Annotated in this window: 11 protein-coding genes; 4 read left to right on the top strand and 7 right to left on the bottom strand. The window is 65.2% G+C overall.

The window, feature by feature from the left end; all coding sequences use genetic code 11:
- Positions 1–2,728, bottom strand: a 2,728-nt coding sequence (locus tag MHX52_RS06600; protein WP_370642225.1) for an error-prone DNA polymerase, incomplete at its 3' end; no start/stop codon positions are given.
- Positions 2,729–2,889: 161 nt separating this feature from the next.
- On the opposite strand from MHX52_RS06600, the gene MHX52_RS06595 reads away from it, so the two are divergent.
- The 3 genes from MHX52_RS06595 to MHX52_RS06585 are packed head-to-tail and all read left to right on the top strand — an operon-like array spanning position 2,890 to position 5,575.
- Complete coding sequence (locus MHX52_RS06595) at positions 2,890–3,750, top strand: MetQ/NlpA family ABC transporter substrate-binding protein (protein WP_034985012.1); 861 nt, start codon at positions 2,890–2,892, stop codon at positions 3,748–3,750.
- A gap of 44 nt (positions 3,751–3,794) precedes the next feature.
- Positions 3,795–4,898, top strand: a complete 1,104-nt coding sequence (locus MHX52_RS06590) for a methionine ABC transporter ATP-binding protein (RefSeq protein ID WP_239317235.1) — start codon at positions 3,795–3,797, stop codon at positions 4,896–4,898.
- A complete protein-coding gene (locus MHX52_RS06585; protein ID WP_034984925.1) occupies positions 4,895–5,575 on the top strand; it encodes a methionine ABC transporter permease in 681 nt (226 codons plus the stop codon). Before MHX52_RS06590 ends, MHX52_RS06585 begins: the two co-directional genes overlap by 4 nt.
- A 79-nt stretch (positions 5,576–5,654) precedes the next feature.
- Here MHX52_RS06585 and MHX52_RS06580 read toward each other — a convergent pair whose 3' ends face one another.
- Genes MHX52_RS06580 through MHX52_RS06570 form a run of 3 tightly spaced genes read right to left on the bottom strand, consistent with a single transcriptional unit; the run spans position 5,655 to position 9,327 of the window.
- Entirely contained in the window at positions 5,655–6,683 is a 1,029-nt protein-coding gene (locus MHX52_RS06580; protein ID WP_239317233.1) for a sucrase ferredoxin, read from the bottom strand.
- A 36-nt stretch (positions 6,684–6,719) separates the two neighbouring features.
- A complete protein-coding gene (locus MHX52_RS06575) occupies positions 6,720–8,525 on the bottom strand; it encodes a DNA polymerase Y family protein (protein ID WP_239317231.1) in 1,806 nt (601 codons plus the stop codon).
- Positions 8,509–9,327, bottom strand: a complete 819-nt coding sequence (locus tag MHX52_RS06570; RefSeq protein ID WP_239317229.1) for a hypothetical protein — start codon at positions 9,325–9,327, stop codon at positions 8,509–8,511. Before MHX52_RS06570 ends, MHX52_RS06575 begins: the two co-directional genes overlap by 17 nt.
- Positions 9,328–9,535: 208 nt before the next feature.
- On the opposite strand from MHX52_RS06570, the gene MHX52_RS06565 reads away from it, so the two are divergent.
- Positions 9,536–9,955: a hypothetical protein gene (locus MHX52_RS06565; RefSeq protein ID WP_049049773.1), complete on the top strand. Its 420-nt coding sequence runs from the start codon at positions 9,536–9,538 to the stop codon at positions 9,953–9,955.
- 87 nt (positions 9,956–10,042) lie between these two features.
- Here the strand turns inward: MHX52_RS06565 and MHX52_RS06560 are convergent, their stop codons facing one another.
- The 3 genes from MHX52_RS06560 to MHX52_RS06550 all read right to left on the bottom strand — a co-directional run bounded on the left by MHX52_RS06560 (position 10,043) and on the right by MHX52_RS06550 (position 12,947).
- Positions 10,043–10,741 (bottom strand): hypothetical protein, encoded by a 699-nt coding sequence (locus MHX52_RS06560; RefSeq protein WP_239317227.1) that lies wholly within the window; start codon positions 10,739–10,741, stop codon positions 10,043–10,045.
- Between the two features lie 135 nt (positions 10,742–10,876).
- Positions 10,877–12,466 carry a glutamine-hydrolyzing GMP synthase gene (guaA, locus tag MHX52_RS06555; protein WP_239317225.1) on the bottom strand — a complete coding sequence of 530 codons (1,590 nt, stop codon included), beginning with the start codon at positions 12,464–12,466 and terminating at the stop codon, positions 10,877–10,879.
- A 49-nt stretch (positions 12,467–12,515) separates the two neighbouring features.
- Positions 12,516–12,947, bottom strand: a complete 432-nt coding sequence (locus tag MHX52_RS06550) for a hypothetical protein (RefSeq protein ID WP_239317223.1) — start codon at positions 12,945–12,947, stop codon at positions 12,516–12,518.
- Positions 12,948–12,978: the final 31 nt, after the last annotated feature.

The raw sequence follows: 12,978 nt of genomic DNA, 5'->3' as shown, positions 1-12,978 counted from the left end.
CCACCTCTGCGGAGATCCCCTTCACCCCGCCCGCCCCGCTGAGCCCCAGCCGGATCTGCCCCACCGGCTCGCCGGTCCCCCGGCCTAGCCCGTGAACTCCCGTGGGCCGGTTGGTACGTGGGGGCGTCATTAAGGAAACAACCGCATCCACCTGCACGTCCGAAGCGTTCACGTCCACGGGAAGAACCTCCACGCCGTGTCGGCGCGCGTCGGCCAGCAGGGACTGCGGCGAGTAGAACCCCATCGGCTGGGCGCGCAGCAGGGCCACGCAGAACTCCGCCGGATAGTGGTACTTGAACCACGCGGAGTAGTAGACCAGGGAGGCGAAAGATTGCGAGTGTGACTCCGGGAAGCCGTAGCTGGCAAAGGCCACGATCTTGTCCCACAACCGGTCAGCCACTACCCCGCGGATCCCGTTTTTCGCCTCCAACCCCTGGTAGAAGCGCTTTTTCAGCCGCTCCATCTTCTGCGGCGAGCGCTTGGATCCCATCGCCCGGCGCAGGGTATCGGCCTCGGCGCCGCTAAAGCCCGCGGCATCCACGGCCATCTGCATCAGCTGCTCCTGGAACAGCGGGATGCCCAGGGTCTTCGTCAGCGCGGGCTCCAGGCACGGATGGTCGAAGGTCACGGGCTCCAGGCCATTGCGGCGGCGAATATAGGGGTGCACGGAGCCGCCCTGGATGGGCCCGGGGCGGATCAGCGCGACCTCCACCACGAGGTCGTAGAAGGTGCGCGGCTTCAGTCGCGGCAGGGTGGACATCTGCGCGCGAGATTCCACCTGGAACACTCCCACCGCATCCGCGCGGGAGAGCATCGCGTAGACCTCCGGCTCCGTGGGGTCCAGCCGCCACAGCTCCACCTCCCGCCCCCGGTGGGCGCGCACCTGATCCACCGCGTGGTGCAGCGCCTCCAGCATGCCCAGCCCCAGCAGGTCGAACTTCACCAGCCCCACGGCCGCGCAGTCGTCCTTGTCCCACTGCACCACCGAGCGGCCTTCCATCCGCGCCCATTCCGTCGGCACAACTTGCGCGATCGGACGGTCGCAGATCACCATGCCGCCGGAGTGAATACCCAGGTGGCGGGGGTGGTCCAGCATCTGCTCGGCTAAGTGCTGCACGGCGTCGGGGGTCTGTTCCGGGTGGCGGGTCCAGGCATCGATCTGGCCCGGCGCGTAGCCGAGGGCACGTCCGGCATCGCGGGTGGCGCCTCGGCGGCGGTAGGTGATCACGTTCGCCACCTGCGCGGCGTTCTCGCGGCCATAGCGGGAGTACACGTACTGGATCGCCTCCTCGCGCCGCCCGGATTCGATGTCGAGGTCGATGTCGGGTGGCCCGTCGCGTTCCGGGGAGAGGAAGCGCTCGAAGAGCAGGCCGGAGGCCACAGCGTCCACCGTCGTGATCCCCAACGCAAAGCACACCGCGGAATTCGCCGCGGACCCTCGCCCCTGACAAAAGATGTTGTTCTCGTGGCAGAAGGCAACGATGTCGTGGACGATCAGGAAGTAGCCGGGAAACCCCAGCTGCTCGATGGTTTCCAACTCGCGGTCGATGGTGGCCCAGGCCTGGTTGGCGGCGGAGGAAGAACCGCGCGGGCCGTAGCGCCGCGCCCCGCCGCGCTCGGTGATGGCGCGCAGCCAGGTCATTTCCGTGTACCCCTCCGGCACGGGGAAGTGCGGCAGGTTCGGCGCGACAAGATCCAGCGTGAAGGCGCATTCTTCGGCAACCTGCACGGTGGTCTCCACGGCGCGCGCCAGCCACTCGCAATCGCCCGCAAGCTGCAGCATCTCCTCGCCCGAGCGCAACCACGAGCCGCCGACCGGGTGGGTGGTCGGCTCCGCGGCCGCCATGTCTTTCCGCTCGCGCAGCGCGGCCTTCGCCCCAGCCAGCCGGGAGTGCTTAGGGGTGGCGCACGCCGGGGCACTGCTGACGATCTCGCGTAGGCCGTGGCGCACTGCCAGGGTATGGAGGCGCTCGTTGCGGTCGGCGTCGGCGGGGTTCATCGTGTGTTGCAGCTCCACGACGACGTTGTCCGCGCCGAAGATGTCCACGAGCCGTGCGTCCGCCCAGCGCCAATCCAGCAGTACTAGCCAGTGGCCGCCGGCTGCCTCTGCCAGCTGGGGCAGGCTGGGGTACCGGACGGAATCTTTGTCCGGATCGGCCATGCGGGCGTCCGAAATAACCCGGCTGAGCCGCGTGTAGCCTTCGCGCCCCTTGCACAGCACCGTGAGTGGCACGTCGAGGCTCAGCTCCGCGCCGAATACCGTGGCGAGGTCCGTTTCGCTCTCCGCCGCCGCCGTAGCGAAGCGCGCCGCCCCGTAGAAACCGTCGCGATCCACGCACGCAAGCGCGCTTAGCCCCAGTTCACAAGCCGTTGCAACCATCTGCTCGGGCTGGCTCGCGCCACGTAGGAAGTTGTAGGCGCTGCAGGCGTGGAGCTCTGCGAAGGGGGTGGTTATTCCTTTTTGTGACGCCCCTTCGGCCCCAGTGCCATCCGCCTCCGCAGGGCCGAGCGACGTGATGCGCTGCTGGCCTTCCCCTACTCCGACCGCGCGGAGGTTCCGCAGTCCTGGCCCCCTGCCGGATAGCACGCTTTCGAGCTGCGCCCAGCTAAGCGGCCGGCCCTGCGAAAAGCTCCTGGATTGCGGCTTGCGTAGCGTGCGGCGGGGCGCAGGGTTCGGCTCGCCGGCGGGGTCGCGGGGTTCAACAGACACAGAGCGATTATAGAACACCCATTCTATTATTCGCCAGAGTGGGCAAACTCCCCTCAAGGGCGGCCAAAACTGAGACTAGACTAAGTTGTTCATTCTGGTTTAGAGTGCTACTTTAATCGCACAGTTCAGCCCGGACATTCGACAGAGCACCGGGCCCCATGACTATCCAGGAGGATCCCATGTCCCTTCGCCGTAAAGTAGCAGCCGGTGTAGCTGCAGCAGTTATGGCCTTCAGCTTGACCGCCTGCGGCGGTGACGACGACACGATCAAGGTCGGCACCACCGACCAGGGCCAGAAGCAGTGGCAGGTGTTTGAGGAAAAGGCCAAGGAAGAAGGCCTGAACGTTGAACTGGTTCCGTTCGGCGACTACAGCCTGCCGAACCGCGCGCTGGCCGACGGCGAGATCGACGTCAACAACTTCCAGCACCTGATGTTCCTGGCTGACTACAACGTCAACAACGACTCCAACCTGGTGCCGATCGGCGCCACCGAGATCATCCCGCTGGGCGTGTACTACCAGGACCACAGCGAGGTCAAGGACATCGAGGAAGCCGGCGAGGTTGCCATCCCGAACGACCCGACCAACCAGGGCCGCGCCCTGCACGTGCTGGCATCCGCTGGCCTGGTGAAGCTGAAGGATGACAAGATCCTCTCCCCGACCCCGGCCGACATCGACGAGGGTAAGTCCAAGGTCAAGGTCACCCCGGTGGACGCCGCCCAGACTGTGACCGCCTACAAGGACGGCACCCCGGCCGTCATCAACAACTCCTTCCTGGAGCGCGGCAACATCGACCCGAAGTCCGCCATCGTCGAGGATGACCCGAAGGCAGAGTCCGCCAAGCCGTTCATCAACGCCTTCGTCACCACCGAGGAGAACAAGGACGACGAGGATCTGAAGAAGCTCGTTGAGGTCTGGCACTCCAAGGACGTTCAGGATGCACTGAACGAGCAGTCCAAGGGCACCTCCGTCCAGGTCCAGATGGGCCCGGAGGAGCTGGCTAAGGTTCTGAAGGACACTGAGGACCAGATCAAGAAGTAGGCCCAATCGGCACTACTAACCCCAACTCTTAAAAGAGGTTCCCTATGGCTACAGACGCACAACCTGGCGTCGACCAGCCCAGCGCCGGCAACACCGGCGCTGCCGGCAGTACCGGCAGTACCGGCACGGAGATCGTCTTCCGTGACGTGACGAAGGTCTTCAAGCAGGGCAAGAAGGAAATTCACGCCCTGCAGGACATCAACACGCAGATCCCGGCGGGCTCCATCGTTGGCATCATCGGCTACTCCGGCGCCGGCAAGTCCACGCTTGTCCGGCAGATCAACGGCCTGGACCGCCCCACCAGCGGGCAGATCCTGCTGGACGGCCAGGACATCGTTCCCTTGCCGGAATCGCAGATGCGCAAGCTGCGCAGCGATATCGGCATGATCTTCCAGCAGTTCAACCTGTTTTCCTCCCGCAACGTGGCAGGTAACGTCGCCTACCCACTGCGCCTGCAGGGCATGCCCAAGCAGCAGCGGGAAGAGCGCGTCAAGGAACTGCTGGAGTTCGTCGGCCTGTCCGATAAGGGCAAGGCCTATCCGGAGCAGCTGTCCGGTGGCCAGAAGCAGCGCGTCGGCATCGCCCGCGCGCTGGCCACCAACCCCAGCCTGCTGCTGGCCGACGAGGCCACCAGCGCGCTGGACCCCTCCACCACCCGCGACGTGCTGGAGCTGCTGCGTAAAGTGAACCGCGAGCTCGGCATCACCATCGTGGTGATCACCCACGAGATGGAGGTTGTGCGTTCCATCGCCGACTCCGTGATCGTGATGGAAAACGGCCGCATCGTGGAGCAGGGCAGCGTCTACGAGGTATTTTCCAACCCGCAGACGAAGACTGCCGCCAACTTCGTGGCCACCTCGCTGCGCAACACCCCCGACATGGTCGAGGCGGAGGCGCTGCAGTCCGAAAACGGTCGTCTCTTCACTGTGACCATGGCCGAGGGAATCGGGTTTTTCGATGCCATCTCGAAGCTGTCCGCTGCAGGGGTGACGGTAAACATCGTCCACGGTGGCGTCACCACCCTCCAGAACCACAGCTTCGGCCGCCTTACCCTGCGCCTGACGGCCCACAATGCCGACGGCGAAAAGGCGATCGAGGAATTCCACAGCCACATGCAGGATTCCACCGAGATTGAGGAGATCCGATGAACACGATGACCCTCGCGCAAATGGATTGGGACCGCTACGGCAACACGTTCCAGAAGGCGATTTTCGAGACGCTGTACATGGTCTCGATCACGCTGCTGATCTCCTCGGTACTGGGCCTGATCATCGGCCTGCTGCTGTACACCACCCGCAAGGGCGGCATTCTGCAGAACCGGGTGGTCTACTGGATCACGAACTTCCTGGTGAACTTCATCCGCCCGATCCCGTTCATCATCTTGCTGACGGCGATCGGCCCGCTGACGGACCTGGTGGTGCAGAGCCGTATCGGTACGGAAGCGGCCATCGTCGGCATGGTCGTCGCCGCCACCTTCGGCGCTGCGCGTATCTTCGAGCAGAACCTGGTGGCGATCGACCCGGGCGTAATCGAGGCCGCCAAGGCGATGGGTGCCTCGCCGCTGAAGATCATCTTCACGGTGATCATCCCCGAGGCGCTGGGCCCGCTGATCCTGGGCTTCACCTTCATGTTCATCGCCATCGTGGATATGTCCGCCATGGCCGGTTACATCGGTGCAGGTGGTCTGGGTGACTTCGCGATTGTCTACGGTTATCGTTCGTTTAATGACGCCGTTACGTGGACGACCGTTGCAGTGATCATCGTGATCGTGCAGATCGCGCAGCTGGGCGGAAACTGGCTGTCGAAGAAGATCATGCGCCGTTAGTCAGCACGCGCCACTAGTGAGCGCGAAACCCCGGGTGCTAGTTCAGTTCAATGAATTAGTCCGGGGTTTTGTTGTGCGTTTAGAATTCCGCGACCCACGTCACGGTCTGCTTGGGCTCCTTACCGCAGGAGGGAACGGAGGTTCCGCCTGGGTGCGCGCTTAGGCGGACCGTGATTTCTTGTTCTGTACCTGCATCTGGGTTCGCTTCCGCACCCGCTTCTGGGTTCGCTTCCGCCGCAACGGTCACGACGCGCACCTCGGTGGTGCCGTCTGCGTCTCCGGCCGCTTCCGGCTTGGTCACGCGCATGCTGGCGAGCTTGACGTGGCGGCCTTCGCTGGCCAGCTTCTCCGCCACGGCCAGTTCCGCGGCCTGGCCGACCGGGTCCCAGACTCCGCGGCCGCGGCAGCCCTCCAGCCACAGCTCGCCTTGCTTGGCGCGCTCCAGCATGCTGCTGGCGCCGGCGGTGCCGAGCTGTCCATAGGAGTAGTTGTGGGGCAGCAGGATCATGGAGGGGGCGAAGCGGTGACCCTTGGTGTGGGAGGATTCCCAGACCATCTGGCCGTACTTGGCGGTGAGCTCGTCGGTTACCGGGCGGCCGAAGACCGCGCAGCACTTGTCGCGCTTGCCGTGGGTGCACACCAGCAGCAGTGGGCCGTCGATACGCTGGCCTCCGGCGGCGCCGGGGGCGCTGAGGTCGAGGTCCAGCAGCGCCTCAGGTCCGGAGACCTGCAGGCTTTCGAGGATGGGCGTGGGGTCGTCGCCGTAGCCTTCGGCCCAGCTGATGTAGAGCTGCCGGGTGGCGCTGGCTGCGCGCTGCTGGCCTTCGCGGCCGGGGCGGCGGATGAACTGCAGTTGAGCGCCGTTGTCCTTGAGGAACTTCTCGACCTTCTCGGTGAGCTCCTCCCCTAGCGCGGTGCCGTCGAGGATGTCGTGGCCCCAGTTGGTGACGAACTCGAGGGCGAGGATGATCTTGCCCGGCTTGGCGGTGCCGGGGAGAGCCTCATCGGTCCGCTGGGAGCACATGTCCGCGTAGATTCCGCCGGAGGTCTGAGTGGCGGGCTTCCCGGTTTCGGGCTGTCCGGCCTGCGCGTTTCTAGTTGTAGGCATGCCTACAACAGTACCAAGTTGGAAGCTGCAGGCGGGCTAGTAAGTCGCTTCGATCCGCCACTGCTTCCCTTTACATACCAGCAGAAATGCATAGTCTTTCGGAGCATCCTTGCGGTGTCCGCTGTGGGGCTCACTATGGGTTTCTTCGCGGGTTTCCTCGCGGGCTGCGACCTGCAGCCGGGCGTAGCGCTTCCCCTCGGCCCACCAGTGCTCGTCGACCGGCCAGGGGCCGGCCCATCCGGTGATGCGGAGCCGCCGGGCGCCCCATTGCAGGTTTTCCGGCGGGGAGCTCATCAGCCCGCGGCCGGTGACGTACACGGCATCACCCTGGCGGTCCAGCAGCGCCAGCCGCGCTGCGGGATGCGCGGCGCTGGGATTGCGTTCGCTGGGGCCACGGCCGCCGGAGTTGCGACCGCTGGCACCGGGGGCGCCATCACCACTGGTTGGCGAGCCGATCAGCCCCGGCAGAGGGGGCAACAGCTGCCCTTCCCATTGGCGGGTCGGCAGGGCGGTCACCTCCTCCGGGTCGTCCTCGCCATAGGGCACGGTGGCGATACGCCGGGCTACGGCACGGCCGCCGCGGTGGATGGGACGGAGCACGCGGTTCATGCCGATCAGTGCTTGCGCCCGCCCGGCGGCGGCGCGGGCGGCGCGGATGCCTTCATCTGGCCCGCCCCACAGTGGCGCAGCCAGGCTACCCGCCGGGACGGTCTCCACAGGTACGAGTTCGATGCACGTCACCCCGACGGTGTTGTCCGCCCAGTCGGCCTCGTCGACCTCTCCGGTAGCTCCGCCAGCCGTCCCCACCCCGGCGCGCAGCCGGGTGAGCCAGCCGTCGAGCTGCCAGCGCACCCGCTGGGCGGTGTCCTGTTCCGAGAGCGGTTCGCGGCAGCGCCACAGCCTCTCGATGACGGTCGGCCCGGTGTATCCCACCGGGGGTTCCAGGTAGGCCCGCACGGCCAGACGCAGGCAGGCCTCGCCGGCGGCGAAGAGCTTGTTGTGCAGCGCAGAGGCCACGTGCCGGGCAATGAATGCGGCGGTTTCTGTACGCGCGATGGGCTCGTCAGCCTCGTAGCGCAGCTCGAGGTCTTCCCGGTGCCGCCGGGGTGCAACATCCCGGTCGACGTGTCCGCTGGCGATGCGGTGCCACTCCACGGCCTCCTGCCCGAAGCGCGCAGCCACGTCTGCGCGCGGCAACCCGGCAAAATCGCGCATCGTGCGTAGCCCCAGCTGCTGCAAGGTGGCGCTGAGGTGTGCGGGGGCGCGCAGCTCCGGTTCGATACTCAGCACGCTGATCGGCAGCTTCGCAATGAACTCCGCACTGCCTCCTACAGGGATGCTCTTGCCCAGCCGGGCCGCCCATACCGCCGAGACCAAGTCATCGGCCACGCCGGCCAGACAGTCGGCGTGTATCCGCGCGGCGGCATCCAGCAGCTTCTCCACCGCACTGGCCTCGTCGCCGTAGTATCTGGCGAGCGCGTCCACCGGGAAGGCAAGTAGTCCGGGGCGTAGAGTCTCCACGACTGCGCTGACGTCCTGCAGCGCGGCCAGTACGTCCTCGTGCACAGAGGCCTGTCGGCTGGGATCGTCCGCCGCGACGTTCAGCTGCGGGTACGCCGCCAGCGCGTGCCGCTGTTTCATTCCGATCCGGATTCCCTGGGCGCGCGCGGCCGCATTGCAGGCCAGCACCCGGTAATCGGCGATCACTGCGGCGGATGCCAGCACGTCCCACCCGCGCGACTGCGCTTGGACGTACACCGGCCAATCCGGGAACCACAGCACCGCCACCCGCCTGTTGTGGGTCGCAGGTGCCACCCGCACCGCGCTATCCGGAGTGCGCATGTGCCGTGTCCTCTGTGCCCACTGTGCCCGCTGTGCTCTCTATGCCCTCTGCACCAATCGTCGCCCGCACCGCACTCGGCGGCTGAGCCTTACCCCACACGCGCCCCGCGACCTCCACGGCACGGATGCGCCCACTCCCGCGACGCAGCCCCAGCACACCGCATACCTGCAGTTCCACGTGCATCCTGGCCTGCGGCCACGCCTTCCCACACACCAGCAAGGCACATTCGCTCTTCCGCAGCCGCGCCTCCACGGGTCGCGCGAAGGTCGGCGCTACGGTCGAGCTCACGGCCCCGCCACCGCCCTGCTTGCCGAGCTGCCCACCCGCCGCAAACAGCACCACATCCATCCCTTCCACCAGCGTGCCCAGCACTGCCGCCGTGTGCGGGGTGGAATCCGGCACCAGCACCAGTCGCTCCACGTCGCCGCCAGCGGCCGCCACCGCCGCGATCGCCAGCCGCGGATAATCGACCACCGCCACGCACATCCCCTGCGCCGTCAGGTGCGCCAGCACATCCACCAGCACCGCCGGGCAATCCGAAATCTGCGTCGCCTGTCCACGCGCCACCCCGCCACCCGGCAGGTGCTCGGCCAGCCACGCCGGAACCGGTGCGACACGCACGCTGTCTCTTCTTTGTGATTCTTTTCTTTGTGACGCCCCCTTCCCCACCGGCGCCGATCCCAGCACCGCCGCACTCGAGGCGCTGGCCATCGGAGCTCCCCCGGATTCGATCTGCTGCATCTTACGCCGCAGGCTGGCAATCGTCGCCTGCGCCGCAGATTCCCCTGCAGACTGCGCCATGGTTGCCACCTCCCTTCCCTCTTGTCCGACACCGCATGTTCTATCAGCGCCCTCGTACAGGGCTACCCCGCACGCAACACATATTAGAACACCTGTTCTAACTCGCTGGGGTCGAATATATCCCTCCCCGCGCAGCAGCGTCAAACGCGGCAACAAAGACGCAGGTTGAAGGGGGCGGAAAAGGTGGCGTCACCTAAAATAGGCAACCATGAGCCCAACAAACCGCAACGAGCCCGTCATCGCCCCACCCACGCCCGTGCGTGCCGCCGCCTCGGTACTCTTCGGCCTGGCAGTGGGCATTATGGTTGCGCCGCTCGCGCCCGGCTTTCAAGCTATCGTGCTGATCCTCAATGTCGGTGCGGCACTACTTCTGACGTTTAGCCACCCCTACCGCCGACAGGTACGTGCGGAGGTGGAAAAGCGTGGCGAACGCTATCGCACCAGCGCAGCGCAGGTCGCACCCCTATTCCCGCTATGGATCGCACTGATGGCGCTCCCGCTACTGAATACACGCTCGTGGGTTCTCATGGCCATCGCGTGGGTCATCGCCAGCGCGTACACCTGGTTTATCTACCCGCACATCGACGGCACCGCGCACATCAAGCCGATCGATAAGAACAAGAAGTAGCGCTCAAAGAGCACCGCGTGCAAGCAAAACGGCCCGCACTCCCCCAAACGCCGGGGAATGCGGGCCGAAAAGCTATTTCAGCTTTTATTAGGAGCCGGAGAGGCTACCGGACAGGCTGCCGGAAGCGCCGGAGCCAGCCGGAGCTGCCCCCTTCTTCACTACGATCGGGGTGCCATTGTCGAAGACCTTGTTGTTGTTCACAGCAGCGCCGACCTTAGCGCCGGCACCGTTCTTGTAGGTACCTTCCTTCTCTGGAGCCTTCCAGGTGAAGTCCAGCAGCAGTGGAGTGGCGGTATCGACGGTAGGCTTCTGCTTAATCAGCAGACCCTCCTCCCAAGAAACGCGAACCTCGGTCCGATCCTTGTTCTCAGTAACCGCGTACTCGCCCTGACCCAGCTCGTGGACACCGTTACCCAGCAGACCACCCTTCATGCGCTCAACCTTCACCAGCTTGAAGCCCTTCGGCATCCACTCAAGGACCTCATCGATGCGGGTCTTGCCCTTCACACCCTGAATCACAACACGGGTCTTCACGGTAGCGCCCGGAGCAACGGTGGTTGCGCCATGAACCTGCTTGTAGACGTCAACATTCCAGGCCGGGCCACCAACGTTGCCCAGCTTGAGCTTGTCACCTTGCGGGACGTCCAGATCCTTCTCGCCACCCAGGGAGCCAGTCAGGCCACCCAGGGAACCAGCCGGCGCGGCGGATGCAACACTTACGCCACCGAAAGCCAGTGCAGATGCTGCGGCAATAGCGGTTGCGCTACGAACAAACTTAGAAGCCATAGAGGAATACCTTTCGATCAACTTTGCATGGGTCTGCAAACGACTTTGCGCTAAAGCATAACCTAGTTAGCGATGCAAAATCAGTATTCCGGAAGTTTCCTCTAAAAAATTTCTAAGCCGGGCGAAAAACCGCCCTTACTCCCACTCGATGGTTCCCGGCGGTTTGCTGGTGACGTCCAGCACCACGCGGTTTACTTCCTCCACCTCATTGGTGATGCGCGTGGAGATCTTCTCCAACACGTCGAAAGGAATGCGGGTCCAGTCGGCCGTCATCGCGTCCTCACTGGATACCGGGCGCAGCACGATCGGGTGACCATAGGTGCGGCCATCGCCCTGCACACCCACGGAGCGCACGTCCGCCAGCAGAACCACCGGGCACTGCCAGATCACGTCGTCCAGGCCAGCGGCGGTGAGCTCAGCGCGGGCGATCGCGTCAGCGGCACGCAGAGTCTCCAGGCGATCCTCCGTCACTTCGCCGATGATGCGGATGCCCAGACCCGGCCCCGGGAACGGCTGGCGTGCCACGATCTCCTCCGGCAGGCCCAGCTCGCGACCCACGGCGCGCACCTCGTCCTTGAACAGCAGGCGCAGCGGCTCCACCAGCTCAAACTCCACGTCGTCCGGCAGGCCGCCGACGTTGTGGTGGCTCTTGATATTCGCGGTGCCGGTGCCGCCGCCGGATTCAACGACATCCGGGTACAGGGTGCCCTGCACCAGGAAGTCCACGCTGGACCCCTCCGGAGCATCGGCCAGCACGCCCGCCACGGCACGCTCGAAGGAGCGAATAAATTCCGCGCCGATGGCCTTGCGCTTAGCCTCCGGCTCAGTCACGCCGGCCAGCTTCTGCAGGAACGCCTCGCGCTCGTCCACCGTCACCAGCTTCGCACCGGTGGCGGCCACAAAGTCCTTCTCCACCTGCTCGCGCTCACCGGCGCGCAGCAGACCGTGGTCGACGAACACACAGGTCAGTCGATCACCAATCGCACGCTGCACCAGCGCAGCCGCCACGGCGGAATCCACGCCACCGGACAGAGCGCAGATAGCGCGTCCCTCGTCGCCGATCTGCTCGCGTACCTGCTCGATCAGCTGTTCGGCAATGTTTCCCGCGGTCCACGTCGGCTCCAGCCCGGCGGTTTCCAGCAGGAAGCGGCGCAGCACCTCCTGGCCCTTCGGGGAGTGCAGAACCTCGGGGTGGTACTGCACGCCCGCCATGCGCTTCTCCGGACACTCAAAGGCGGCCACCGGCGCACCCTCGGTGCGGGCGGTCACGGTGAAGCCCTCCGGCGCCTCAGAGACGGAGTCGCCGTGGCTCATCCACACTTGCTGGCTGTCCCCCATGTCCCCGTGCAGCACACCAGCCTCGGACTGGATCTGCAGCTCGGTGCGGCCGTACTCGCGCAGGCCGGTCTTCGCCACGGTGCCACCCATGGCCTGGGTCATTGCTTGGAAGCCGTAGCAGATGCCGAATACCGGCACCCCGAGCTCCAGCAGTCCGGGTTGGAGCGAGGGGGCGTCATCTGCATAAACAGAAGACGGGCCACCGGAAAGGATCAAGGCCGCAGGGTTCTTCGCGGCAACCTCGTCGGCGGGCATGGTGTGCGGGATCACCTCAGAGTACAGGTTCACCTCGCGCACCCGGCGGGCAATGAGCTGTGCGTATTGCGCACCGAAATCCACGACAAGTACGGGCCGTGGAGCGGTGGCAGCTGGGTCTTGTTGAGTCACGCCCCTAACTCTAACGCACCTGCGTGCCACGGGGCACACCGGTCGCTAGCTAGCCGCGGCTGTCCGTGAAGCGCTGCTTGTACCAGTCCATCGACGGCGGGGAGAAGATCAGCCCCAGCGACACCACCGCCACCACGCCGAGGATCATAGCCAGCCAGAACACACCCGCCTGGATCACCGTAATCGTGATCAACACCAGCGTGATGTGCGTCAGCACCAGTCCGGACACACCCCACGTGCGCCCCTGAATAATCATCGTGCCGAACAGCGCAAACGCGAAGAAGTACAGCCCCACCATCACGCCGGTCGCGCCGACGTTCATCTTCACAGTTTCGTCGCCGTGCTGCGGCTGGTAGCCGAGGTAGAGCACGATCGTGGCGATGATTCCCACCACGCCGATTACTATTGACGCCCACGAAAGCACCGCTAGCTGCATCGGCAACCGGTCAGTTGTGCGCTGCCACCACTGGGAAATCTTCATTCAGATCAGTTGTGTCTTTCTGTATTAACGG

This window comes from Corynebacterium sp. ACRQJ (assembly GCF_022346045.1).
Classification (GTDB): Bacteria; Actinomycetota; Actinomycetes; order Mycobacteriales; family Mycobacteriaceae; genus Corynebacterium; species Corynebacterium evansiae.
Note: the sequence above shows the minus strand (reverse complement) of the source record. Positions and strands in the feature narration are given on the sequence as shown.

Bases quoted from the DNA above. Each gene is read 5' to 3' on its own strand.
- MHX52_RS06595 (WP_034985012.1), top strand. From the start codon at position 2,890: ATGTCCCTTCGCCGTAAAGTAGCAGCCGGTGTAGCTGCAGCAGTTATG.
- MHX52_RS06590 (WP_239317235.1), top strand. From the start codon at position 3,795: ATGGCTACAGACGCACAACCTGGCGTCGACCAGCCCAGCGCCGGCAAC.
- MHX52_RS06585 (WP_034984925.1), top strand. From the start codon at position 4,895: ATGAACACGATGACCCTCGCGCAAATGGATTGGGACCGCTACGGCAAC.
- MHX52_RS06580 (WP_239317233.1), bottom strand. From the start codon at position 6,683: ATGCCTACAACTAGAAACGCGCAGGCCGGACAGCCCGAAACCGGGAAG.
- MHX52_RS06575 (WP_239317231.1), bottom strand. From the start codon at position 8,525: ATGCGCACTCCGGATAGCGCGGTGCGGGTGGCACCTGCGACCCACAAC.
- MHX52_RS06570 (WP_239317229.1), bottom strand. From the start codon at position 9,327: ATGGCGCAGTCTGCAGGGGAATCTGCGGCGCAGGCGACGATTGCCAGC.
- MHX52_RS06565 (WP_049049773.1), top strand. From the start codon at position 9,536: ATGAGCCCAACAAACCGCAACGAGCCCGTCATCGCCCCACCCACGCCC.
- MHX52_RS06560 (WP_239317227.1), bottom strand. From the start codon at position 10,741: ATGGCTTCTAAGTTTGTTCGTAGCGCAACCGCTATTGCCGCAGCATCT.
- MHX52_RS06550 (WP_239317223.1), bottom strand. From the start codon at position 12,947: ATGAAGATTTCCCAGTGGTGGCAGCGCACAACTGACCGGTTGCCGATG.